Annotated in this window: 16 protein-coding genes and 1 tRNA gene; 8 read left to right on the top strand and 9 right to left on the bottom strand. The window is 63.7% G+C overall.

Annotated elements, in window-relative coordinates; genetic code table 11:
- Positions 1-152 precede the first annotated feature (152 nt).
- Positions 153-1805: a dihydrolipoyllysine-residue acetyltransferase gene (gene aceF / locus PQQ51_RS23635; RefSeq protein ID WP_408499283.1), complete on the bottom strand. Its 1653-nt coding sequence runs from the start codon at positions 1803-1805 to the stop codon at positions 153-155.
- Between the two features lie 87 nt (positions 1806-1892).
- Positions 1893-4589 (bottom strand): pyruvate dehydrogenase (acetyl-transferring), homodimeric type, encoded by a 2697-nt coding sequence (gene aceE / locus PQQ51_RS23630; RefSeq protein WP_408499282.1) that lies wholly within the window; start codon positions 4587-4589, stop codon positions 1893-1895.
- A gap of 275 nt (positions 4590-4864) precedes the next feature.
- Here aceE and fixL point away from each other — a divergent pair, with 275 nt between their 5' ends.
- The 5 genes from fixL (at position 4865) to folD (ending at position 11861) form a co-directional block, all read left to right on the top strand.
- A complete protein-coding gene (gene fixL, locus PQQ51_RS23625; RefSeq protein ID WP_408499357.1) occupies positions 4865-7381 on the top strand; it encodes an oxygen sensor histidine kinase FixL in 2517 nt (838 codons plus the stop codon).
- The gene (gene fixJ / locus PQQ51_RS23620) at positions 7378-8022 is read left to right on the top strand and encodes an oxygen response regulator transcription factor FixJ (protein WP_408499281.1); all 645 of its coding nucleotides are present in this window, start codon (positions 7378-7380) and stop codon (positions 8020-8022) included. Before fixL ends, fixJ begins: the two co-directional genes overlap by 4 nt.
- 480 nt (positions 8023-8502) lie before the next feature.
- On the top strand, positions 8503-9819 hold the full coding sequence (locus PQQ51_RS23615; protein ID WP_408499280.1) for a DUF3300 domain-containing protein: 1317 nt from the start codon (positions 8503-8505) through the stop codon (positions 9817-9819).
- Positions 9820-9839: 20 nt separating this feature from the next.
- Positions 9840-10781, top strand: coding sequence for a DUF2950 domain-containing protein (locus PQQ51_RS23610; RefSeq protein WP_408499279.1), 942 nt, complete (start codon positions 9840-9842; stop codon positions 10779-10781).
- 222 nt (positions 10782-11003) lie between these two features.
- Positions 11004-11861, top strand: coding sequence for a bifunctional methylenetetrahydrofolate dehydrogenase/methenyltetrahydrofolate cyclohydrolase FolD (gene folD / locus PQQ51_RS23605; protein WP_408499278.1), 858 nt, complete (start codon positions 11004-11006; stop codon positions 11859-11861).
- A 100-nt stretch (positions 11862-11961) separates the two neighbouring features.
- On the opposite strand, the gene PQQ51_RS23600 is transcribed toward folD, so the two are convergent.
- Entirely contained in the window at positions 11962-13077 is a 1116-nt protein-coding gene (locus PQQ51_RS23600) for an acyltransferase family protein (RefSeq protein ID WP_408499277.1), read from the bottom strand.
- 302 nt (positions 13078-13379) lie between these two features.
- Between PQQ51_RS23600 and PQQ51_RS23595 the strand changes: the two genes are divergently transcribed.
- On the top strand, positions 13380-15488 hold the full coding sequence (locus PQQ51_RS23595) for a M3 family metallopeptidase (protein ID WP_408499276.1): 2109 nt from the start codon (positions 13380-13382) through the stop codon (positions 15486-15488).
- Between the two features lie 185 nt (positions 15489-15673).
- Here PQQ51_RS23595 and PQQ51_RS23590 read toward each other — a convergent pair whose 3' ends face one another.
- Complete coding sequence (locus PQQ51_RS23590) at positions 15674-16966, bottom strand: amidohydrolase family protein (protein WP_408499275.1); 1293 nt, start codon at positions 16964-16966, stop codon at positions 15674-15676.
- A 173-nt stretch (positions 16967-17139) separates the two neighbouring features.
- Between PQQ51_RS23590 and PQQ51_RS23585 the strand changes: the two genes are divergently transcribed.
- A complete protein-coding gene (locus tag PQQ51_RS23585; RefSeq protein ID WP_408499273.1) occupies positions 17140-17838 on the top strand; it encodes an aspartate/glutamate racemase family protein in 699 nt (232 codons plus the stop codon).
- Positions 17839-17957: 119 nt separating this feature from the next.
- On the opposite strand, the gene PQQ51_RS23580 is transcribed toward PQQ51_RS23585, so the two are convergent.
- Together PQQ51_RS23580 and PQQ51_RS23575 are read right to left on the bottom strand one after the other, a co-directional pair.
- Positions 17958-18034 (bottom strand) — tRNA-Met (locus PQQ51_RS23580).
- Between the two features lie 104 nt (positions 18035-18138).
- Positions 18139-18426, bottom strand: coding sequence for a hypothetical protein (locus tag PQQ51_RS23575; protein WP_408499272.1), 288 nt, complete (start codon positions 18424-18426; stop codon positions 18139-18141).
- Positions 18427-18632: 206 nt separating this feature from the next.
- On the opposite strand from PQQ51_RS23575, the gene xth reads away from it, so the two are divergent.
- The gene (xth, locus tag PQQ51_RS23570; protein WP_408499270.1) at positions 18633-19409 is read left to right on the top strand and encodes an exodeoxyribonuclease III; all 777 of its coding nucleotides are present in this window, start codon (positions 18633-18635) and stop codon (positions 19407-19409) included.
- A gap of 20 nt (positions 19410-19429) precedes the next feature.
- Here xth and PQQ51_RS23565 read toward each other — a convergent pair whose 3' ends face one another.
- The 3 genes from PQQ51_RS23565 to glnL form a co-directional block, all read right to left on the bottom strand.
- A complete protein-coding gene (locus PQQ51_RS23565; RefSeq protein WP_408499269.1) occupies positions 19430-21505 on the bottom strand; it encodes a prolyl oligopeptidase family serine peptidase in 2076 nt (691 codons plus the stop codon).
- Between the two features lie 138 nt (positions 21506-21643).
- Positions 21644-23158: a nitrogen regulation protein NR(I) gene (gene ntrC, locus PQQ51_RS23560; RefSeq protein ID WP_408499268.1), complete on the bottom strand. Its 1515-nt coding sequence runs from the start codon at positions 23156-23158 to the stop codon at positions 21644-21646.
- A gap of 31 nt (positions 23159-23189) precedes the next feature.
- On the bottom strand, positions 23190-24332 hold the full coding sequence (gene glnL / locus PQQ51_RS23555) for a nitrogen regulation protein NR(II) (RefSeq protein WP_408499267.1): 1143 nt from the start codon (positions 24330-24332) through the stop codon (positions 23190-23192).
- Positions 24333-24531 lie beyond the last annotated feature (199 nt).

Below are 24531 nucleotides of genomic sequence, written 5' to 3'. Positions count from 1 at the left end.
TTGGAAGACGCCCCGCAGGAAGTACCCTTGGGGTGCAAAGAAAAGTAGGTGCCGCCCCGCACAGGGGCGACGCTAAAAGACCGACATGAAAACAGGTTCAACGAAGAGACGCGGATTAACAAAAAACCCAAGCGCCCCGCGCAACACCAGAATCAAAGAATCACACGCCGAAAATCGGCAAGAATCGCACCCAGATAAGCATTGAACCTGGCGGCCGCAGCGCCATCGATCACCCGATGGTCATACGACAGCGACAGCGGCAAAGTAAGCCGGGGCACAAACTGCTTCCCATCCCAAACCGGCTTCATCGCACCGCGCGACAAGCCGAGAATGGCGACTTCAGGCGCATTGATAATCGGCGTGAAGTTAGTGCCGCCAATCCCACCCAGAGACGAAATCGAGAAGCACCCGCCTTGCATCTGATCCGGCTTCAGCTTGCCGTCACGCGCGAGCTTCGACAGTTCCGCCATTTCCTTCGCGATATCGATCAAACCCTTCTTGTCCGCATCGCGAATCACCGGAACGACCAACCCATTCGGCGTATCCGCAGCGAACCCGATATGGAAGTACTGCTTGAACACCAGGTTATCGCCATCGAGGCTGGCATTGAACGTCGGGAACTGCTTCAACGCGGACACGACCGCCTTGATCACGAACGCCAGCATCGTGATCTTCACGCCGGCCTTTTCGTTTTCCTTGTTCAACTGCACGCGCAGCGCTTCGAGATCGGTGATGTCCGCTTCGTCGTTGTTCGTGACGTGCGGGATCATGACCCAGTTGCGATGCAGGTTCGCGCCCGAAATCTTCTTGATGCGCGACAGCGGCTTCGGATCGACCGGACCGAACTTGGTGAAATCGACCTTCGGCCACGGCAGCAGATTCAGCTCGCCGCCACCCGCGGCCGGTGCGGCAGCGCCGGCTGGCGCCGCGCGCTGGCCCGTCATCACGCCCTTGATGAACGCGGTGACGTCGGCTTGCGTAATGCGGCCCTTCGGACCCGTGCCCTGCACTTGCGTCACGTCGACGCCGAGTTCGCGCGCGAACTTGCGCACCGACGGCGAAGCGTGGCTCGCGTGACGTGCGCCGCCTTCGCCAGCCTGAATCACCGGCGCCTGCGCGAGCGCGGACGGCGAAGCCGGTGCGGGCGACGGCGTGGCCGGCGCATCCGACGGCTTTTCCGCCGGTTGCGGCTTCGCGGCCGGAGCGGGAGCCGGTGCAGCAGCACCGCCGTCCGCTTCCAGCACGACGATCACCGAGCCTTCCGACACGTTATCGCCGACCTTGACCTTCACTTCCTTGACGACGCCGGCGGCCGAGCTCGGCACGTCCATCGTCGCCTTGTCGGATTCGAGCGTCACCAGCGACTGCTCTTTCTCGACGCGATCGCCGACCTTCACCGAGACTTCGATCACGGGAATGTCTTTGTAGTCGCCGATATCCGGCACTTTGACTTCCTGCACGCCGCCACCGCTTGCGGCAGGCGCCGCGGACGGCGCGGGTGCAGCAGCCGGTGCAGGCGCAGCAGCAGGCGCCGGAGCCGGGGCCGGCGCAGCGGCACCACCCTCGGCACTTTCCAGCACGACGATCAGCACGCCTTCCGACACGTTGTCGCCGACCTTGACCTTCACTTCCTTGACGACGCCGGCGGCCGAGCTCGGCACGTCCATCGTCGCCTTGTCGGATTCCAGCGTCACGAGCGACTGCTCTTTCTCGACGGTATCACCCGCCTTCACCAGCACCTCGATCACAGGGATGTCCTTGTAATCGCCGATGTCCGGCACCTTGACTTCGATCGCTTGACTCATTGTTAGTGTCTCCTGGGCCGCGCACGCACCCCGTCCCTGATCGACAGAGACAGGGCGCGCACGCCGTGGCACACGGGGAAGGATGCCTTAGACGGTCATCGGGTTGGGTTTGGCGGGATCAAGGTTGTACTTCTTGAGCGCCTCGGCGACGACCTTGCGTTCGATCGTGCCTTCGTCTGCCAGTGCATTCAACGCGGCAACCGTGACCCAGTAGCGGTCGACTTCGAAGAAGTGACGCAGCTTTTCACGCGTGTCCGAACGGCCGTAGCCATCCGTGCCCAGCACGACGAACTTCTGCGGCACGAACGCGCGGATCTGCTCGGTCAGCGCGCGCACGTAGTCGGTCGAGGCGATGACCGGACCTTGTGCGTCCTTCAACAGCTTCTCGACGTGCGAGACTTTCTTCTCTTCGGTCGGATGCAGCAGGTTCCAGCGTTGCACTTCGTGGCCTTCGCGAGCCAGTTCGGTGAAGCTCGGCACGCTCCACAGGTCGGCGGCGACGCCCCAGTCGTTCTTCAGAAGATCGGCAGCCGCGATCACTTCATTGAAGATCGTGCCCGCGCCCATCAACTGAACGCGCGGCGCCTTCTTGTCGGCGTCGGCTTTCTTGAACGAGTACATACCCTTGATGATGTCGGCCGCTACCGCTTCGCCCTGCGGAATCGCCGGGTGCTCGTAGTTTTCGTTCATCACCGTGATGTAGTAGTACACGTCTTCCTGATCCGCGACCATGCGGCGCAGGCCGTCCTGCATGATGACCGCGAGTTCGTAACCGAACGTCGGGTCATAGCTGATGCAGTTCGGCACCGAAGCGGCCCACAGCAGCGAGTGGCCGTCTTCGTGTTGCAGACCTTCGCCGTTCAGCGTGGTGCGCCCAGCGGTGCCGCCCAGCAGGAAGCCGCGCGAACGCATGTCGCCCGCCGCCCATGCGAGGTCGCCGATACGCTGGAAGCCGAACATCGAGTAGAAGATGTAGAACGGGATCATGATCTCGCCGTGCGTCGAGTACGACGTCGCGGCCGCGATCCAGTCCGCCATACCGCCGGCTTCGTTGATGCCTTCCTGCAGGATCTGACCGGTTTCCGACTCACGGTAGAACATCAACTGGTCGGAATCTTCCGGTACGTACTTCTGGCCTTGCTGATTCCAGATACCGATCTGGCGGAACAGGCCTTCCATACCGAAGGTACGCGACTCGTCCGGCACGATCGGCACGATGCGCTTACCGAGCGCCTTGTCCTTCAGCAGGATGTTGAGAATCCGCACGAATGCCATCGTCGTGGAAATCTCACGGCCTTCGCCCGTGCCCTTCAGCAGCGGCTCGAACACGTCGAGCGCCGGCACCGGCAGCGAGTCGGCCTTCTGGCGACGCGCCGGCAGATAGCCGCCGAGTTCCTGACGGCGAGCACGCATGTACTCGAGTTCCTTCGAACCTTCTTCGAACTTCAGGTACGGCACGTTGACGAGGTCTTCGTCGGCGATCGGCAGACGGAACTGGTCGCGGAATTTCTTCAGCTGCTCCACCTGCATCTTCTTCTGCTGGTGGGTGATGTTCATCGCCTGGCCGGCTTCGCCCATCCCGTAGCCCTTGATCGTCTTCGCGAGAATGACGGTCGGCTGGCCCTGCGAATTCGACGCTTCCTGGAACGCCGCGTAAATCTTGTGCGGATCGTGGCCGCCGCGGTTCAGATTCCAGATTTCGTCGTCGGACCATTCGGCGACCAGCGCCTTCAGTTCCGGCGTGTTGAAGAAGTGCTCGCGAACATACGCGCCCGACTCCGACTTGTACGTCTGATATTCGCCGTCGACGACTTCCATCATCCGGCGCATCAGCGCGCCCGACTTGTCGCGCTGGAACAGCGCATCCCAGCGGCTGCCCCACACGACCTTGATCACGTTCCAGCCGGCGCCGCGGAATTCGCCTTCGAGTTCCTGAATGATCTTGCCGTTACCGCGCACCGGGCCGTCGAGACGCTGCAGGTTGCAGTTGATCACGAACACCAGGTTGTCGAGGCGTTCGCGGCCGGCCATGCCGATCGCGCCGAGCGATTCCGGTTCGTCCGTTTCGCCGTCGCCGAGGAACGCCCAGACCTTGCGGCCGTCGGTCTTCGCAATGCCGCGCGCCTGCATGTACTTCATGAAGCGCGCCTGATAGATCGCCATAATCGGGCCGAGACCCATCGAGACGGTCGGGAATTGCCAGAAATCCGGCATCAGCCACGGATGCGGATACGACGAGATGCCCTCGCCGCCCACTTCCTGACGGAAGTTGTCGAGCTGGTTTTCGGTCAGGCGGCCGAGCAGGAACGCGCGCGAGTACACACCCGGCGACGAATGGCCCTGCACGAACACGAGATCGCCGCCGTGTTCAGCCGACGGCGCATGCCAGAAGTGGTTGTAGCCGACGTCGTACAGCGTGGCCGCGGAAGCGAACGACGCGATGTGGCCGCCGACGTTGGTGTCCTTGCCGGCGCGCAGCACCATCGCAATGGCGTTCCAGCGGGTGTACGAGCGGATCCGGTGTTCGATGTCCTGGTCGCCGGGGATCTTCGCCTGGCGCGCGACCGGAATCGTGTTGATGTACGGCGTGTTGGCGGAGAACGGCAAATGTTCGCCATGCACGCGCGCGAATTCGATTTGCTTTTCGATCAGATAGTGAGCGCGATCGGGGCCCACAGCAGAAATCACGCCATCCAGCGCCTCCAGCCATTCGCCGGTTTCCTGGGGATCGTCGTCTTTTTCGGCGGCGACATATTTCATGACTTCGTCGGGTACAGCGGACATGCTCGTCTCCTGGATATAGAGGAACGCTCTTTGAACAGACGACGCGGACGAAGCACGGCCGCGGCAGCTTCGGCCGATTGTAAAAGGGGTCCCGACGTCCACGCAACAAAATTTTCGAATTACGAGATCGCTTCTCATAATGCGGAAAATTGTTGCGGCGCAACCTGATTTGACTGCCGATCGACGGATACGCCAGCTAGTTTGCGCCGATTAACGGTACTTTCCGCGCTTTTTTGCGCCATTTGTCAGCGACACGCTGCGCTACAATGCCACGCATGTTGACCGAACGGCTTTTCGCACGCTCGGCGCGCACCGCCGGGTCTTCGGCGGATTCGACGCCGTCCTCCCGCTGGCACCACGGACCGTGGTGGTCGAACTCCTATTTGCTCACGCCGCTCCTGTCGATCCTGGTTTTTCTGGTCGTGATGAGCCTGATTCTGTGGAGCCTGAACCGGCGCGAGCAGCAACAGCAGGAAGACACGCTTTACCGTAACGTCGCGTGGGCACAGCAACAGATCCGCCTGTCGATGACCGGCGCGCAGGAACAGATCCAGGCGCTCGCGCGCGATCTGGTCGCAGGCCACTCCGATCCGCATTCGTTCCAGGTGTCCACTACGGACATCATGCAGGGGCATCCCGAGATCCTCTACATGAACTGGTACACCAGCGCGCAGCAGCCGCGCTGGCCCAATACCGCGCTACCCGTGTTCGGCCAGCGTCTCGCGAAACCGAACGACGCGCAGATGGACGAAGCGGTCAAAGCCGCGTTCACCGAGGCGCGCAACACGCGCCGCCAGGTCTACTCGCCGCTGATCTACGACGACGTCGGCAACGGCTACATCACGCTGCAAACACCGGTCTACCGCGACCGCGACTTCCTCGGCACGATCGCGGCGGTGTTCTCGGTGGAAGGCATCCTGAAGCACGACATTCCGCCGGAACTGTCGGCGAAATACAAAATCTCGATCATCGACGTGAACAACCGCGAGTTGACCACCACGTCGACCCGCCCGCGCCTGCCGCGCGACATGTTCTACGACCTGCCGCTCGACCCGCCGGGCCAGGGCGTCTCGGTGCGCGTCTACGCGTTCCCGCAGATGACCAACTTCACCAACAACACGCTCGTGTGGCTGGTGGCCGGCCTGTCGTGCTTCGTGTTGTGGAGCCTGTGGAGCTTGTGGAAACACACGCGGCAACGGTTCGAAGCGCAGCAGGCGCTGTACGCCGAAGCGTTCTTTCGCCGCGCGATGGAAAACTCGGTGCTGATCGGCATGCGCGTGCTCGACATGCACGGCCGCATCACGCACGTGAATCCCGCCTTCTGCCGGATGACCGGCTGGGACGAAAGCGATCTGGTCGGCAAGCATGCGCCGTTCGCGTACTGGCCGCGCGATTCCTATCCGGAGATGCAGCGCCAGCTCGACATGACGCTGCGCGGCAAAGCACCCTCTTCAGGCTTCGAATTACGGGTGCGTCGCAAGGACGGTTCGCTGTTCCACGCGCGCCTCTACGTGTCGCCGCTGATCGACAGCTCGGGCCGCCAGACCGGCTGGATGTCGTCGATGACCGACATCACCGAGCCCAAACGCGCGCGCGAAGAGCTCGCCGCCGCGCACGAGCGCTTCACCACCGTGCTGGAAAGTCTCGACGCCGCGGTCTCCGTGCTCGCCGCCGACGAAGCCGAACTGCTGTTCGCGAACCGCTATTACCGCCACCTGTTCGGGATTCGCCCGGACGGTCATCTGGAATTGGCGGGCGGCGGGTTCGATAGCGCACAGGCGTCGTCGGATTCGATCGATATGGTGGATACCTATGCGGGTCTGCCCGCCGCCGCGTTGACCGAAAGCACCGCCGATGCGCAGGAAATCTACGTGCAAAGCATCCAGAAATGGTTCGAAGTGCGCCGCCAGTACATTCAGTGGGTGGACGGCCACCTTGCGCAGATGCAGATCGCCACCGACATCACCACCCGCAAGCAGGCGCAGGAGCTGTCGCGCCAGCAGGACGAGAAGCTGCAGTTCACCAGCCGTCTGATGACGATGGGCGAAATGGCCTCGTCGCTCGCGCACGAACTCAACCAGCCGCTCGCCGCGATCAATAACTATTGCTCCGGAACTGTCGCGCTGGTTAAATCCGGACGGACGACACCTGACAATCTGTTGCCGGTGCTGGAAAAGACCGCGCAACAGGCCGTGCGGGCCGGCATGATCATCAAGCGCATCCGCGAGTTCGTGAAGCGCAGCGAGCCGAAGCGGCAGGCCACGCGCGTCGCCGATATCGTCGCAGATGCGGTAGGTCTCGCCGAACTCGAGGCGCGCAAGCGGCGCATTCGCATCGTCACGGATCTGCGTTCGCGGCTGCCGGTGATTTACGTCGATCCGGTGCTGATCGAGCAGGTGCTGGTCAACCTGCTGAAGAACGCCGCCGAAGCAATGGCCGAAGCGCGTCCGAATGCGGTCGATCCGGTGATCCGCGTGGTCGTGCGGCTGGAGAGCGGGTTTGTCTGCATCAGCGTCGTCGACCAGGGGCCGGGCGTCGACGAAACAACCGCCGAGCGGCTGTTCGAACCGTTTTACAGCACCAAGTCCGACGGTATGGGCATGGGGCTGAACATTTGCCGTTCGATTATCGAATCGCACCGCGGTCGTCTGTGGGTGGTGAACAACGTCGAATCTGACGGCCACATCACGGGCGCCACGTTCCATTGCAGTCTGCCTATTGGAGAGCCTGACGGCCCGAGCAACGGCGGGTCAGAGGCGCCGAAACCACAAACCGTTACGGGAGAGATATGAACAGCCCAGTCACCACACAGGAAACGGTATTTGTTGTCGACGACGACGAGGCCGTGCGAGATTCGCTGCGCTGGCTGCTGGAGGCGAACGGCTATCGCGTGCAATGCTTCTCCAGCGCCGAGCAGTTCATCGACGCGTGGCAGCCGCACACGCATCCGGGCCAGATCGCCTGCCTGATTCTCGATGTGCGGATGTCCGGCATGAGCGGGCTCGAGTTGCAGGAACGCCTGATCGCCGATAACGCTTCGCTGCCGATCATCTTCGTGACGGGCCACGGCGACGTGCCGATGGCGGTGTCGACGATGAAAAAAGGCGCGATGGACTTCATCGAAAAGCCGTTCGACGAAGCCGAATTGCGCCGGCTGGTGGAGCGCATGCTCGACAAGGCGCGCAGCGAAAGCACCAGCGTGCAGCAGCAGCGCGCCGCCGCGGAACGTCTGGGCAAGCTGACCGCGCGCGAGCATCAGGTGCTCGAACGGATCATCGCCGGCCGCCTGAACAAGCAGATCGCCGACGACCTCGGCATCAGCATCAAGACGGTCGAAGCGCACCGCGCGAACATCATGGAAAAGCTCAACGTCAATACGGTCGCCGATCTGCTGCGACTGGCGCTGTCGAACAAGCCGCAACAGGCGCAATAAGTACACAGGCGAGATTCCCCGCCAGGCGTTTTTCGCATGAAGCATGAAAACGGCCGGACATCGAACTATGTCCGGTCGTGCTGTTCCTCCCTTGCTGTGCCTCTCTGTCTGCTCCGCCCCTCTTCTCTCTTTCCCGCGCTGCAATATAAGCGTATCGCATAGAAACTGCGCTGCTCGTCCGTCAGCACGCCTAAATCAGCACCCGCTTACTGCCGGCAACAACCTGTTTCCTCCGACAAGATTGACAAGCACCGCTGTGGCACTTAATTTACACAGAACTCCTTAACAGGAATCGCCGATGCGCGACGCTCGCAGGACAGATGTGCTGCGCTTGTCATGCGCGGCATCGTCCGGGATCGCCTCCCGACTCAATGCGAACGGCGCAGCGATGCGCCGCCCTTCTCGATTTTCCACGCCGAAGCTATGCGGCATGCACCGCGCATCGGTTTCGCACGTCTATTGCAACCGGGAGGATTTATCGTGAAACGATCCGGAGCACACCGATCGCGCGTGTTGCTTGTTTGCGCCGCACTCGCGGGCGCACCGCTGCTTGTCGGACTCGCCGCGCCCGGCGCGGCGTTCGCGCAAAGCCCCGCCAAAGTATCGAACCAGCAACTCGACTCGCTGACCGCGCCGATCGCGCTGTATCCCGATGCGCTGCTCGCGCAGGTGCTGATGGCCGCGACGTTCCCGCAAGATGTCGCCGCGGCGGCCGCGTGGTCCAAAGCCAACTCGAAGCTGCAAGGCGACGACGCGGTGAAGGCCGTCGCTTCCGAGCCGTGGGATCCCAGCGTGCAATCGCTGGTCGCGTTTCCGCAAGTGCTCGCGACAATGGCGTCGAAACCCGACTGGGTCGGGCAACTCGGCAATGCGTTTCTCGCGCAGCCGAACGACGTGATGGACTCCGTGCAGCGGCTGCGCAAACAGGCGCAGGCCGCGGGCAATCTGAAGACGAGTTCGCAGCAGAAGGTGGTGGTCGAACAAAGCACGATTCAGATCGTGCCGGCCAACCCGCAAGTCGTGTATGTGCCGACTTACAACCCAACGGTCGTCTACGGCACGTGGCCCTATCCGGCCTATCCGCCGGTGTACGTGCCACCGCCGCCCGGTTATGCGATCGCGAGCGGCTTCGTGTCCGGCCTCGCGTTCGGCGCGGGCGTCGCGGTGGCAAACTCGCTGTGGGGCGGTTTCAACTGGAACACGCATGACGTCAACATCAACGTGAACCGTTACAACAACATCAATGTGAACAACCGGCTCGACGTCAACAGCAACACGACGAACTGGAACCGCAACGCGAACGTCAATCGCAACGTCAACAACGCGAATTTCAACCGCAACGTCAACAACAACCCTGGCGGCGCACAACGCGATGCGTACCGCGGCCGCGACGACGCCGCTCGCGCTCAGGCACAGCAGACCTTGCAGAACCGCACGGGCCAGAATCTGAGCGGCAACGCGAGCCAGCGCGTGCAGGGCATTCATCAGGGCGGCACGCCCAACGCCGATTTGCAGAACCGCGCGCAGAACGTCAATCGCGACAACGCGTTGCGCGGCGCCGGCGACGGCAACGGCGCGCGGCAAGACTTGCAGCGCGGCCAGACGAGCCGCGCCGCGCTGTCGAACCGGCCCGGCGCGAACGGCGGACAGCCGCGCGCCGGCGGCCTCGGCGCCAATGGCGGCGGGATTCAACGCGGCGGCGGCGGCGGTGGCGGTGGCGGTGGTGGTGGCGGTGGCGGTGGCGCCAGGCTGGGTGGCGGCGGTGGCGGCGAACGCCACTTCGGCCGCAACCGTTGATCGATCGAGAGGAGCCCCTGATGATTCGCTTATTCCAACGCGGCGCGTTGCGCGCCCATTTTCTGACCGGCGCCGTTGCACTCGGCGCCATCGGCACGATGCTCGTCGCGCCGGTGCTGTTGCTCGGCACGAGCCCGGCACACGCGCAAGCGGTGTATCCGAGCGCGGACGATGCCGCCAATGCTTTCGTCGACGCGCTTGCCCGCAACGACGAAAGCGCGCTCAAGCATGTGCTCGGCAACGATTTCCACCGCTTCGTTCCGACCGAAGGCATCGGCCAGGACGACATCTACGAGTTTCTCGGCGCGTGGTCGAAGGGCCATCGGATCGTCGAGGACCCGGTGCAGGGCAAAGGCCGCGCCACCGCGCATCTGAGTGTCGGCGACAACGGTTGGACCTTGCCGATTCCGCTCGTGCAGGCGGCGCATGGCTGGCGTTTCGACATGCCCGCCGCGCAGGACGAAATGCTCACGCGCCGTATCGGCCGCAACGAACGCGCGGCCATTCTGACTTCGCTGGCCTACGTGGACGCGCAGAACGACTACCGCAACCTGACCCGGCATTACGCGCAGCGTTTCGTCAGCACGCCGGGTCAGCACGACGGCCTCTACTGGGCCACGGCGCCCGGCGAAGCCGAAAGTCCGCTCGGCCCGCTCGCCGCGACCATGCCGAACGGCACGTTGCCGAAAGAGGCTTATCACGGCTATCACTACCGGATCCTGAGCGCGCAGGGTTCGCACGCGAAGGGCGGCGCGCAGAACTACGTCGAAAACGGCGTGCTGGGTAAAGGCTTCGGTCTGATCGCGTCGCCCGCCGAATATGGGAAGACCGGCGTGATGAGCTTCATCGTCAATCAGGACGGGCAGGTGTATCAGAAGAATCTGGGGCCGCAAACGGCGCGCACCGCGGCCGCGATCAGGGCGTTCGATCCGGACGATTCCTGGCAGGCGACGCAGCCGTAGCGGGAAAGCGCGGCGGCGGGCCGCGCATCCTCGCGGCCCGGAATCCGCAGCGGGCGAGTCATCCCGGCCCGGTATAATGTCGGACTTCGCAGCGGCGCCTATCTCCGATCCGCGCCGGGCGCTTTTCACGGACCGACCCGTTTCCGCCGAGAAACGCCATCGCGTGTTGCGCCTTGCTTGCGCGCGCTGCCCCGCTTTCCAAACCGCCCCTCTCGACCGACCATGACTGCCAAACTGATCGACGGCTTAGCCCTCTCCAAGACCCTGCGCGCCGATGTCGCCACGCGCGCCGCCGCCCTCACCGCCCGTGGGCATCAGCCGGGACTCGCGGTCGTGCTGGTCGGCGACAATCCGGCGAGCGAAGTGTATGTGCGCAACAAGGTGAAGGCCTGCCATGACAACGGTCTCGGCTCGTCGTTCGACCGCTATCCGGCCGATCTGCCGGAAGCCGACCTGCTCGCGCGCATCGACGAACTGAACCGCGACCCGCGCATCCACGGGATTCTGGTGCAACTGCCGTTGCCGCCGCATATCGACAGCCACAAGGTGATCGAGGCGATCGCGCCGGAAAAGGACGTCGACGGTTTTCACGTCGCCAATGCCGGCGCCTTGATGACAGGCCAGCCGCTGTTTCGCCCGTGCACGCCGTACGGCGTGATGAAAATGCTCGCGGCCTACGAGATTCCGCTGCAAGGCGCGAACGCGGTAGTGATCGGCCGCTCGAACATCGTCGGCAAGCCGATGGCGTTGCTGCTGCTCGAAGCCGGCGCCACTGTCACGATCTGCCACAGCAAGACCCGCGATCTGGCCGCGCACACGCGTCATGCCGATGTCGTGGTTGCCGCCACCGGTCTGCGCAACATCCTCACCGCCGACATGGTGAAACCGGGTGCGGCGGTGATCGACGTCGGCATGAATCGCGACGACGCCGGCAAGCTGTGCGGCGACGTCGATTTCGCGGGCGTCAAGGAAGTGGCCGGCTACATCACGCCGGTGCCGGGCGGCGTCGGTCCGATGACCATCACGATGCTGCTGGTCAACACGATCGAAGCCGCCGAGCGCGAAGCGGCGAACGCGTAACAGAAGCCTTCTGAAATCGAAACCGGCGCCCGAGGGCGCCGGTTTTGCTTTGGTAGTCTCCTCCAACGCTACGACTCGTCGCTACGACGCAAGCTACCGCTCAGCGCGCCGTCGGATCGCCGGTCGCGATACCCGTAGCAAGCGGCGTCTGCGGACGCGCGAGACGCCGGCGGCACAGTGCCAGCACCGGCCGCTCCACGACATGCCACGACAGTGCCGCGCACAGCAGGATGAACGGCGCGGCGACCAGCGTGGCCGTCACATGGCTCCGCTGCGGCGCGAGACTCGCGACGCACTGCTGCACCATGAAACCGTACAGATAGATCCCGTACGAGTAATCGTGACGCGGCACGAAACGGTGCAACAGCGGCGTCGTCGCGATCCACAACACGCTGTACACGAACGCGAGATAGAACAGCGGCTGCGCGCCGGCCGTGTCGCGAAACACCAGAAACACCATCGCCAGTGCGAGCGCCGTCAATCCGTTGATGTCGACGTGTTCGCGCCAGCCATACAGCAGCATCCCGAGGATAAAAAACGGCTCCGGCCAGAACGAATAGCCGCCGGGCATTTCGCTGAAATCGCGCAAACCGATCTGCCAATGCGGCACGTGGACGTGCAGCACGAACGCGGCGACACCCAGCGCGACCGCGACCAGGATGCCGCGCGGGCTCGACAGCAGCCCCAGCATGCCGGTGATCAGCACGATCAGGTAGCAGCGCACTTCGAGCGGCAATGTCCACAGCGGCGCGCACACGTCGATGCCGAAACGGTTGTGCTCGAACACGCCCGGCAAAGTCCAACCGGTTTTCAGCACGATGGTCGAGAAATTGTCGAGGTTGGCCCACGTCATCCCCGATGCGAAGTAGTCGCGCAGCGGCAGCGTCGTGAACAGCGGCCCGAGGATGAACACCGTGACCAGCGACGCGCCCGCGACCGCCGGCCAAAGGCGCGCAATGCGCAACGCGGCAAAACGCGGCACGGAGCGCTGCCGGTCGAAACTGGCGGTCACCAGAATCCCGCTCAGCAGAAAGAACGCGTACACGCCGAGCGCGCCGAAGCCGTCGAAGCCGAGTGCGTTCTGGACCCAGTCGGTTGTGCCGTCGGGCGCCTGCAGCAGATACGAGTGGCCATACACGACGGCAACGGCGGCAATGAGCCGCACGAGGTCGAAGTTGTTGCCCTTGCGCGATAGAGCATGCGAAAGCGGAATCATCGACACCTCTTACAAAAAGCTTCGCCGGTGGATGGCGACGCTCCACAATGCGGCAGGGCAGCAATTCTCACCGTTCGCTTACGCACAAAACGGCGGCGCTGCGTCGCGCGGTGCCCGCGAACTCCCTGCCGGACGGCCGCCCTACCCGCATGCGCCCGCCACATCTGATAATTTGTCCGCTGACGGATTGGAATCGGCGCGCGCTGCCCCAATAATGTCTATATCGACTGTTATCCGGGCGCCGCGGCGCGCGCCCGTCGATGCACCGACTCCCCGTTCACCCGCGTCAGACAGGAAGCCTTATGTCCACTACCCCCTCGACTCACGACAATCCGCTCCTCGATTTCTCCGACCTGCCGCGCTTTGGCGAGATCCGCCCCGAACACGTGACCCCCGCCCTCGACGTGCTGCTCGCCGATGCGGCCGCCGCTGTCGAGCGCGCCGCCCAGCCGATCACGCCCGCTTCGTGGGCCGACGTGGTCGAACCGGTCGAGCGCGCAACCGAACCGCTGTCGCGCGCGTGGAGCGTCGTCGGCCATCTGAACGCGGTGGCCGACACGCCGGAACTGCGCGCGGCGTATGGCGACAATCTGCCGCGCGTCACCGAGTTCTGGTCGAGCGTCGGTCAGAATCTCGCGCTATATGAAAAGTACAAGGCGCTGCACGCCAGCAGCGATTTCGCGTCGCTGACCGGCGAGCGCAAGAAAATCCTCGGCAATGCATTGCGCGACTTCCGCCTGTCGGGCGCGGAACTGCCGGAAGACAAGAAGCCCCGCTTCGCCGAATTGCAGGAACAACAGGCGAATCTGTCCAAGGCCTTTTCGGATCATGTGCTCGACGCGACCAACGCCTATGCATACTTCGTCGCAGCCGGCGACGAAGCGCAACTCGCGGGTCTGCCGGAAGACGTGATCGAAGCCGCGAAGGAAGCGGCCGAACGCGAAGGCAAAACCGGCTACAAATTCACGCTGCACTTCCCGTCGTATTTCCCGGTCATGCAGTACTCGGAAAACCGCGCGATGCGCGAGACGATGTACCGCGCGTATGTGACGCGCGCATCCGAGCTCGGTCCGCAGTACGGCAACGGCAAGCCCGAATGGGACAACACCGGCGTACTCGCCGAGCAGTTGAAACTGCGCGCGGAAGAAGCGCAGATGCTCGGATACAACAACTTCGCCGAGGTGTCGCTGGCGCCGAAAATGGCGGAGTCGCCCGCACAGGTGATGGCGTTCCTCGAAGACCTCGCCACGCGCGCGCGTCCGCACGCCGAGCAGGACTGGAAGGAACTGCGCGAATTTGCCGCGAACGAGCTCGGCATGACCGAACTGCAGCCGTGGGACATGACCTTCGCGGCCGAACGTCTGCGTCAGAAGCGCTATTCGTTTTCGGAAAACGAAGTCAAACAGTATTTCCCGGAAGACACCGTTTTCAAGGGCCTTTTCAAGGTCACGGAGACGCTGTTCGGCGTGCGCATCCGTCGCGACGATGCGGCCGTGTGGCATCCGGACGTGCGCTTCTTCCGCGTCGAGAATCAGGACGGCGGCCTCGTCGCGCAGTTCTATCTCGACCTGTATGCACGCGAAGGCAAACGCGGCGGCGCGTGGATGGACGATGCGCGCGGCCGTCACAAGCACACGCACGGCAGCGTGCAGACGCCGGTCGCGTATCTGACCTGCAACTTCTCCGCGCCGGTCGGCGGCAAGCCGGCCTGCTTCACGCACGACGAAGTCATCACGCTGTTCCACGAGTTCGGCCACGGCCTGCATCACATGCTCACGCGCGTCGATGAGCTGGGCGTGTCGGGCATCAACGGCGTCGAGTGGGACGCGGTCGAACTGCCGTCGCAATTCATGGAAAACTTCTGCTGGGAGTGGGACGTGTTGAGCGATATGACTTCGCACGTCGAAACGGCCAAACCGCTGCCGCGCGATCTGTACGACAAGATGCTCGCCGCGAAGAACTTCCAGAGCGGTCTCGGCACGCTGCGTCAGATCGTGTTCTCGATGTTCGACATGCAATTGCATACCGGCTTCGACGCGAGCGGCACGAAGAGCGCGACCGAACTCGCGAGCGAGATCAACGAGCGCTTCCACGTGGTGCCGCAAGCCGCGTTCTCGCGTTGGCCGAATACGTTCAGCCATATTTTCGCGGGCGGGTATGCGGCCGGCTACTACAGCTACAAGTGGGCCGAAGTGCTGTCCGCCGATGCGTACGCCGCGTTCGAAGAAGCGGCGCAGTCCGCGAGCGGCAGCGTGCTCGACGCGGCGACCGGCATGCGTTATCGCAAGGAGATTCTGGAAGTGGGCGGCAGCCGTCCCGCGATGGAATCGTTCAAGGCGTTCCGCGGGCGCGAGCCGAATATCGACGCGCTGCTGCGTCACAACGGGATGGCGCCGGGCGCGGCGCATTGAAGGTGCGTTGATCGTGCGTTGCGCTGACTGCGCGCCGCGCGGATCATGCACTGAAGTTGCACGGATCGTGTGTTGAAGCTGTACTGAACTTGCGCTGAAATTGCGTTGAACTTCGGCCGGTGACTGGCGTAAGCGGGCACCGGCTTTTCCTTATGCGCCGAGCGTCGATAAACCACACACCGCGCTCACCCCCGATACAGTTTGAAGTCCACCTCCGACGGCCGCCCTTCCAGCGACAACGCCGCCCGCGCGGCAGGCGCGCGGCTCACCACCTTGCCGCGGCTCACCACCGCGAGCCGCGCGGCCCGCAGACGGATCGCTTCGATCGGATCGCGCGCGTCGAGCAGCACGAGATTCGCGGCGCAACCCGGTGCGACGCCATAACCTTCGAGACCGAGAATCCGCGCGGCATTCACCGTGACCGCGTCGAAGCACGCGTGCATCCCGTCGACGCCCGTCATCTGCGCGACGTGCAAACCCATGTGCGCGACTTCGAGCATGTCGCCCGAGCCGAGGCTGTACCACGGGTCCATCACGCAATCGTGGCCGAACGCGACATTGATGCCCGCCGCCATCATCTCCGGCACGCGCGTCATGCCGCGGCGTTTCGGATAGGTATCGCTGCGCCCTTGCAGCGTGATGTTGATCAGCGGATTCGCGATCGCGGCGACACCCGCCTCGCGCATCAACGGCAGCAGCTTGCTGACATAGTAATTGTCCATCGAATGCATCGAGGTCAGATGCGAACCGGTCACGCGCCCCTGCAAGCCGAGCCGGTGCGTTTCGGCCGCCAGCGTTTCGATGTGGCGCGACATCGGGTCGTCCGATTCGTCGCAATGCATATCGACGCGCAAGCCCTGCTCCGCCGCGTATTCGCATAACAGGCGCACGGACTCCGCGCCGTCGGCCATCGTGCGCTCGAAATGCGGAATTCCGCCGACCACGTCGACGCCCATCGCGATCGCGCGCTTCAGGTTGTCGAATGCGCCTGCGCTGCGCAACACGCCGTCCTGCGGAAACGCGACCAGTTGCAAGTCGAGATACGGCGCGACACGGCGCTTCACCTCGAGCAGCGCTTCGACCGCGAGCAGACGTGGATCGCATACGTCGACGTGACTGCGGATCGCGAGCAGGCCGCGCGCAACCGCCCAGTCGCAGTATTGCAGCGCGCGTTCGATCAGCGCCTGCTGGGTCAGATCCGGCTTCAGCTCGCCCCATAGCGCGATGCCTTCCAGCAACGTGCCCGACGCGTTCACGCGCGGCAAGCCGTACGAGAGCGTCGCGTCCATGTGGAAATGCGGATCGACGAACGGCGGCGTGACGAGCGAGCCGGCCGCGTCGATCTCGTCACGCGCGGCGGCGGCGAGATTCGGCTCGACGGCGACGATGCGGCCCGCTTCGATGCCGATGTCGACCGGCTGCTTATGCTGTGGCGCGGCGCCCGGCGGCAGCGTGGCGCGGCGGATGATCAGATCCATGTGGGGCTCCCTGTTGAGCGCTCTTTGATTGATGACGATTCTATCGGCGTCAGAAATAGCGTGCCGCGTTTTATCGAGGCGCCGTACCGGCGAGCGGCGGCCAATGCGTACCGGCGTGGACGCCGGTCGCGCGCCTATACTGGACCTCCGGATTCACTCTCAGAAGCAACATCATGAAAACCATCGGCGTGATCGGCGGGATGAGCTGGGAATCGTCCACCGAGTATTACCGTCTGCTGAACCGCCACGCGAAAGCGCGGCTTGGCGGCCATCACAACGCGCGCAGCCTGATGCTGACGGTCGACTTCGCTTCGATCGAGGCGTGCCAGCGCGCCGGCGACTGGGCCGCGCTCGGCCTCCAGATGGCCGAGGCCGCGCGTCAGCTCGAACGCGGCGGCGCGGATCTGGTACTGCTCGCGACCAACACGATGCACCGCGTGTACGAGAGCATCGAGCAGGCAATCGACATACCGTTCCTGCACATCGCCGACCCGACCGGCAGCGCACTGCGCGCGGCAGGCATCGAGCGTGTGGGCCTGCTCGGCACGCGCTATACGATGGAGCAGACTTTCTACACCGGACGCTTACGCGAGCGCTACGGCCTCGACACGCTGACTCCCGACGAAGCACAACGCGCGGACGTGCATCGCATCATCTACGACGAACTGTGCCACGGCAACGTGAACGAGGAATCGCGCGCGGTGTATCAGCGAATCATCGAAGGAATGGCCGCGCGTGACGCGCAGGCGGTGATTCTCGGTTGCACTGAAATCACGTTGCTGATCAAGCCGGAAGATTCGGTATTGCCGGTGTTCGACACGACCGCATTGCACGCGCAGGCCGCGGTGGAATGGGAGATCGATTCGGCGTGAAGGAAGTCGCGGGTGGCGCGCAAAAAAGCGCGTGGGCGATCTCTGGATAAACACGAGCACAAGCACAAGCACAAGTTAAAAAGCCCGCTAACTTGCGCTAGCGGGCTTTCAACAATGCTTGGTTGCGGGGATAGGATTTGAACCTATGACCTTCGGGTTATGAGCCCGACGAGCTGCCAGACTGCTCCACCCCGCGTCAGAGAAAACGGATTGTATAGAGACGTTCGCGAAACGTCAAACAATCGGCCGAAATAATTTCAGACGACGCAGACCTTAGCGTGCGATGCGCTCACGCAGTGCTCAAAGATCCTGAACGGTTGCGCCTTCCACCTTGCCGTCGATGATGTCCGCGCCGTACTGGCTCGCACTGCGTTTGGCCACGCCGAAATCGGAGAAAGTGGCCGGCAACACCAGACGAAACACGCGGCTCGCGTTCGAGCCGCTGATCGCACCGGGCCGGCAGACGCGCACCGCGACGTCGTAGCCTTCCGCATGGCGCTTGTGGCCGTCGAACTTATCGAACTCCCGCGAGAAGACCAGCGGATGCACTTCGAAGTCCTTATAAAGGGCTGGATAAAGTTCGGCCATGATGATTCCCCGATGCGCGTGAGTGTGGTCCCACTATACGCTGCGCGATGAACCGCTCGAGGGTTTATTTTCGGCGCTGGCGCGTATGGTTTTCACGGCCGCCCGGCGCGCGCGATAAGATGCGGGACTATTGAATAACCGCCGCATCAACACCGGCTACCCGCCGAATACCCGCCACGCACTGCCGGGCAGAATGTGAGACCGTCATGAAAATCGCCACCTGGAACGTCAACTCCCTCAAAGTCCGCCAGCAGCACGTAATCGACTGGCTCGACAGCAGCCAGACCGATGTGCTGTGCCTGCAGGAACTGAAGCTGACCGACGACAAATTCCCGCGCGCCGAGCTCGAAGCGAAAGGCTACCGGAGCTGGTTCGCCGGCCAGAAAACCTATAACGGCGTCGGCATCCTGGTGCGCGACGGCATCAACGTCGACGAAAGCACGGTGGTGCGCAATATCCCCGGTTTCGAAGACCCGCAGCAACGTGTGATTGCCGTGACCGTCGACGGCGTGCGTATCATCTCCGCGTATTTCCCGAACGGCCAGGCGCCGGGCACCGACAAGTTCGAGTACAAGCTGCGCTGGCTCGCCGCGCTGCACGACTGGGTTGCGAGCGAAATGGCGCTGTATCCGAAACTCGCGCTGCTCGGCGACTACAACATCGCACCGGACGACCGCGACGTGCACGATCCGAAAGCGTGGGAAGGCCAGAACCTGGTGTCGCCCGAAGAGCGCGCCGCGTTCGTGCAGTTGATCGGACTCGGCCTGCTCGACGCGTTCCGTCAGTTCGAGCAACCGGAAAAGATCTACTCGTGGTGGGACTACCGGATGATGGCGTTCCGCCGCAATGCGGGGCTGCGGATCGACCACATTCTGCTGTCGAAGGCGCTGGCCGAATTGTGCGTGTCCTGCGACGTCGACAAGGTGCCGCGCAAATGGGAGCAGCCGTCGGACCACGCACCGGTGGTCGCGCTGCTCCGCTAAGGCGTTCAGACGTCAGCCGCTCAGACCTTCAGGCGGCTCCACAGGAACTCGAACACCATTGCATCGTGCTCGGCCTGCTCCAGTTCATCGGAGCCGCCGTGGCCGCCTTCCGTGTTCTCGCGATACCAGACTTCACCGGCGCCCAGCGCCTGCATGCGCGCGGCCATCTTGCGCGCGTGGCCGGGATGCACGCGATCGTCCGCGGTCGACGTGGTGAACAGCACCGGCGGATAGCGTACGTCCGCCGACACGTGGTGATACGGCGAATAAGCGGCCAGCGCGCGGGCTTCGTCCGGGTCGTCGGGGTCGCCGTATTCGTCGATCCACGACGCACCCGCGTGCAGCAGGTGATAGCGGCTCATATCGAGCAGCGGCACCTCGCACACTACCGCGCCGAACAACTCGGGCCGCTGCACCATGCACGCCGCGACCAGCAGACCGCCATTGCTGCCGCCCTGGATGCCGAGCTGCGCGGCCGTCGTGATGCCGCTTGCGATCAACGCTTCGGCGACCGCGATGAAATCGTCGAATGCGCGCTGCCGGTGCTCGCGCTGCGCGGCCGTGTGCCATGACGTGCCGAACTCGCCGCCGCCGCGAATATGCGCGACCACGTACACGCCGCCGCGTTCGAGCCAGCCGATACCGGGGCCGGTCAGATAGCTCGGCGTCAGCGGAATCGCGAAACCGCCATAGCCGTGGAGCAGACAGGGGCGCGCTTGCGAAGGCGACTCCAGCGCGGCGCGCGGACCGATCACCGTATACGGCACGCGCGTGCCGTCGGCGGATACCGCGTCGCCGCGTATGACTTCGAACGGTGTCGCGTCGAACTGGGTCGGCCAGCGGTCGAGCAACTCCCACTTGCGCAGATCGTCCGCCGCCAGATCGGTCAGCCAGTATGCCGGCGGCTGAAGATATTCGTCGGTGTCGACGAACACTTCGTCGTTCAGCGTGGATTCGATCGGCGAGACATCCGCCTGCACGCCCGCTTGCACGGGAAAAGCGCGCTGATGCCATTGCCACGCGTCACCACTACCCTGCTCCGGCGTCCATAGAACCGTTCTGTTCTGCACGTCGTCGAGGTACGACACGATCAGATGATTGCGCGTGTGCGTCCACTCGCAAGCGGAAGTCAGCGGCGTCGGCGTGAACAGCGGCTTCACGTCGCGCTCGCCGCGCAGGAACGCGTCCTCGCGAATCGCCAGCAACGCGCCGCCTGGATAGCGCGCGCCGCCGCAATCCCAGTCGAGACGCGGCTCGAGCAGCAACCAGCCGTGCCAGCCGCCGACCGCCACGTGCGGCGGCACGTCGCACAGGCGCCACGCACCTGAGCCCACGTCGAGACCGTACGTCTGCGAGTCGAAGAAGTCGACGCTGCTCACCACCGAGTGACGCCGCTCGACCGGATCGTAATGCGCTTCCACGCCGATATCGCCGAACTCGCCTTTGAACACCACGGGCGCGTCGGCGAGCGCCGTGCCACGGGTCCAGCGCCGCACTTCACGCGGATAGCCGGAGCGCGTCAGCGTTTTGCGGCCGTTGTCCCAGCCGACGTAAAGCGTGTCCCGATCGATCCACGACGCCGTGTGCTTGCCCGCTTTCCCGATCGCGAACCCGCCGTCGACGAAACGCTGCGTGACGAGATCGAATTCGCGCACCACGAGCGCATCCGAGCCGCCTGGCGACATCGTGATGAGCGCGCGATCGCCGTCCGGATAGAGGATGTCGAGTTCCGCGACCACCCACGGCGTGCCTTCCGCGGCGCCGAGCGCGTCGAAGTCGAGCAGGTTCTGCCAGACCGGCGCACCGCTGCGCCACGCAGCCCAGGTGGTGCGCCGCCAGATGCCGCGTGGATTGTGCTCGTCCTGCCACAGATCGTAGGCCCAGTCCTTCCATCGATCGGGGATGACCGGGCGTTCACGCGGCAGATAAGCGTCGGCGAGGCGTTGCCTGAGCGTCTCGAACGCCGGGCTGTCGCACCATGCCGCGCGCGTGCGCGCGTTCTGCGCTTCGACCCACGCGAGCGCGTCGGGGTCGTCGAGCACTTCAAGCGACAGAAAGGGATCGGGAGAAAGCGGCCAACTGGAAGATGCAGGCATGGTCAACGGTGGAAATAAAACAGCGTTGATTATGCCCTGTGAACGATTGTGAGCGGGCAAGCGCCGCTTGCCGCACCCAATCAGCCAAGGACAGCCCACTTTTGATCGGGCGCCCCGGCTCGTCCTACGCCAACAACGTCAGGGCTCGAGATCGAGTTCCTGAATTTTGCGCGTGATCGTATTGCGGCCGATGCCCAGACGCTCCGCCGCTTCCACCTTGCGCCCGCGAGTGAAGTCCAGCGCCTCGCGAATCACCGCCGCTTCGAAACGGCGGGCGAGTTCGTCCATCACGTCGGCCGCGTTCTCGCGCAGCATCCGCGCGACCTCGGTGCGCAAGCCGCCTTCCCACGCGCTGACCGTGCTCGCCAGCGCCGCACCGCCGGTCGCCGCCGAATGCGTCGCGACACCGGCGCCATTCACCGGTGCACTGCCGGCGAGCGCCGCTTCAGCGCCAATCACACCGCTGCCACCGCCGGCCAGGTCGGCAGCGCCGGCTTGCGCGGGACCGAGGTCGGGCGGCAAGTCCTTGATCTCGATGGTCTGCGCCGGCGCCATCACCGTCAGCCAGTTCGCGAGGTTCTCCAACTGCCGCACATTGCCCGGAAAAGGCAGCGACGCGAGATACGCGAGCGCCTCTTCCGATACGCGCTTCGACTCGACGCCCAGATCGCGCGCGCTTTTTTGCAGAAAGTGCCGCGTGAGCAGCGGAATGTCTTCACTGCGCTCGCGCAACGCCGGCAAACGCAAGCGGATCACGTTGAGTCGGTGATACAAGTCCTCGCGGAACAGGCCCTGACGCACACGCGATTCCAGATTCTGGTGCGTCGCCGCGATCACGCGCACATTCGCGCGCAACGGATTGTGGCCGCCGACGCGATAGAACTGCCCGTCCGACAGCACGCGCAACAGTCGCGTTTGCAGATCGAACGGCATATCGCCGATTTCGTCGAGAAACAGCGTGCCGTTCTCGGCCTGTTCGAAACGCCCCTGGCGCATCGCCTGCGCGCCGGTGAACGCGCCGCGCTCATGACCGAATAGTTCGGATTCCAATAGATCTTTCGGAATCGCCGCTGTATTCAACGCGATGAAAGGACCGTTCGCGCGTGGGCTATGTCGGTGCAACGCACGCGCAACCAGTTCCTTCCCGGTGCCTGATTCGCCGGTAATGAGCACGGTGGCCGCCGAATGGGACAGCCGGCCGATCGCGCGAAACATGTCCTGCATCGCAGGCGCCTGGCCGAGCATTTCCGGTGCTTCGGCCACCCGGTCGTCCCAGGTCTGCTCGCCACGCATGCTTTCGTCCACCGCGCGGCGGATCAGTTCGACCGCCTTATCGACGTCGAACGGTTTGGCGAGGTATTCGAACGCACCGCCCTGGAATGCGGCGACCGCGCTATCCAGGTCCGAGAACGCCGTCATGATGATGACGGGCAAACCCGGCACCTTGTCGCGCACGGTTTGCAGCAATTCGAGGCCGGAGCCGCCGGGCATCCTGATGTCGGACACCAGCACTTGGGGGCTCTCGTGATCGAGCGCCGCCGAAGCCTCGCGCACGTTCGCGAAGCTGCGAGTCGCGAAGTTTTCGCGGGCGAGTGCTTTTTCGAGCACCCAGCGAATCGATTGATCGTCGTCTACTATCCAGATCGGCTTCATATAGGTCGTTCAGAAGTCTTGAGGTACGGGGTTAGCAGTCGAGCGGCAGCAAAATCTGAAACTCGGTGTGGCCCGGACGGCTTTCCACTTCGATCAGACCTTCGTGTTGCTGCACGAAGGTCTGCGCGAGCGTCAGACCGAGACCGCTACCGTCCTCGCGCCCCGACACCAGCGGATAGAAAATGCGGTCACGAATGTCTTCCGGAATGCCCGGGCCGTTGTCGATGATATGCAAGTCCAGTGCCAGCTTACATAAACGTTTCGATACCGTGATCTTGCGCGCAATGCGCGTGCGCAATTCGATGCGCGCGTCGCCTTGCGAAATGCGCTCACGCAGCGCTTCGGCCGCATTGCGCACGATGTTCAGCAGCGCCTGGATCAGTTGCTCCTTGTCGCCGCGCAGATCCGGCACGCTCACGTCGTAATCGCGCTCGATCGTCAGCCCGCGCGGAAACTCCGCGAGAATCACCTGACGCACGCGCTCGCACACTTCGTGAATATTCACGTCGCCGACGATATGCGGATGGCGATGCGGCTCGAGCAGCCGGTCGACCAGCGTTTGCAGCCGGTCCGATTCCTTGATGATGACCTGGGTGTACTCGCGCAACTCATCGCGCTCGCGCTCGCCCAGTTCGAATTCGAGCAACTGTGCCGCGCCGCGAATCCCGCCGAGCGGATTCTTGATCTCGTGCGCGAGATTGCGGATCAGTTGTTTGTTGACCGCGGTGAGGTCGTTGATGCGCTCCTCGCGGTCGCTGCGCAAATGCCGCTCGTTCTCGAACAGTTCCAGCAGCACGTAGTCTTGCGCGCTTTCCAGAAAGCCGATGATCGCGTGCACATGCAGCGGTTCATGGCCGGGACGCTCAAGCACGGCGTCCAGATGCGTCGCGTGAAAACGGTGCGCGGCGATCGCGGAAATGGTCGCGACCAGTTCGTCCGCATTCGAGAAGATGTCCGGCCACGCCATCTGCGTGAGTTGCCGGCGCGAGAGTTCGAGCATCGACTCCGCCGACGGGTTCGCGAACGCGACGCGCAGCGTGCGCTTCTCGAGCACCAGCAAGACCGTCGGCAACGCCTCGAAGCCGGGAAGCAAACCCGAACTGACGAGCTGCGCGTCATCCGACAGCGTCTGCTCGTGTCCTTTTCTTGCCTTGATCAGATTCTTGAGAACCATCTTGCAGTCTGGCCGATAGGAGATGGTGATAAATCAGGTGTACTGCCCTGGTGTACTGCCGGTTGTTTTTTGCTTCACGCCCGCGCGCCGCAAACGTTGCCTGCGGTCCAACAAAAAAGGGACGGCGCCGCCGTCCCTTCGTGACCGATCGCGAGCGTCGGGCAAAGCGCTTCGCCGTTTGAAGGGCGAAGCGTCATTG

This window comes from Paraburkholderia xenovorans (assembly GCF_046030735.1).
GTDB classification, from domain to species: domain Bacteria; phylum Pseudomonadota; class Gammaproteobacteria; order Burkholderiales; family Burkholderiaceae; genus Paraburkholderia; species Paraburkholderia xenovorans_A.
This window is presented reverse-complemented; position numbering and strand designations above follow the sequence as displayed.

Coding starts and splice junctions, on each gene's coding strand:
- aceF (WP_408499283.1), bottom strand. CDS start 1,805: ATGAGTCAAGCGATCGAAGTCAAGGTGCCGGACATCGGCGATTACAAG.
- aceE (WP_408499282.1), bottom strand. CDS start 4,589: ATGTCCGCTGTACCCGACGAAGTCATGAAATATGTCGCCGCCGAAAAA.
- fixL (WP_408499357.1), top strand. CDS start 4,865: ATGTTGACCGAACGGCTTTTCGCACGCTCGGCGCGCACCGCCGGGTCT.
- fixJ (WP_408499281.1), top strand. CDS start 7,378: ATGAACAGCCCAGTCACCACACAGGAAACGGTATTTGTTGTCGACGAC.
- PQQ51_RS23610 (WP_408499279.1), top strand. CDS start 9,840: ATGATTCGCTTATTCCAACGCGGCGCGTTGCGCGCCCATTTTCTGACC.
- folD (WP_408499278.1), top strand. CDS start 11,004: ATGACTGCCAAACTGATCGACGGCTTAGCCCTCTCCAAGACCCTGCGC.
- PQQ51_RS23600 (WP_408499277.1), bottom strand. CDS start 13,077: ATGATTCCGCTTTCGCATGCTCTATCGCGCAAGGGCAACAACTTCGAC.
- PQQ51_RS23595 (WP_408499276.1), top strand. CDS start 13,380: ATGTCCACTACCCCCTCGACTCACGACAATCCGCTCCTCGATTTCTCC.
- PQQ51_RS23590 (WP_408499275.1), bottom strand. CDS start 16,966: ATGGATCTGATCATCCGCCGCGCCACGCTGCCGCCGGGCGCCGCGCCA.
- PQQ51_RS23585 (WP_408499273.1), top strand. CDS start 17,140: ATGAAAACCATCGGCGTGATCGGCGGGATGAGCTGGGAATCGTCCACC.
- PQQ51_RS23575 (WP_408499272.1), bottom strand. CDS start 18,426: ATGGCCGAACTTTATCCAGCCCTTTATAAGGACTTCGAAGTGCATCCG.
- xth (WP_408499270.1), top strand. CDS start 18,633: ATGAAAATCGCCACCTGGAACGTCAACTCCCTCAAAGTCCGCCAGCAG.
- PQQ51_RS23565 (WP_408499269.1), bottom strand. CDS start 21,505: ATGCCTGCATCTTCCAGTTGGCCGCTTTCTCCCGATCCCTTTCTGTCG.
- ntrC (WP_408499268.1), bottom strand. CDS start 23,158: ATGAAGCCGATCTGGATAGTAGACGACGATCAATCGATTCGCTGGGTG.
- glnL (WP_408499267.1), bottom strand. CDS start 24,332: ATGGTTCTCAAGAATCTGATCAAGGCAAGAAAAGGACACGAGCAGACG.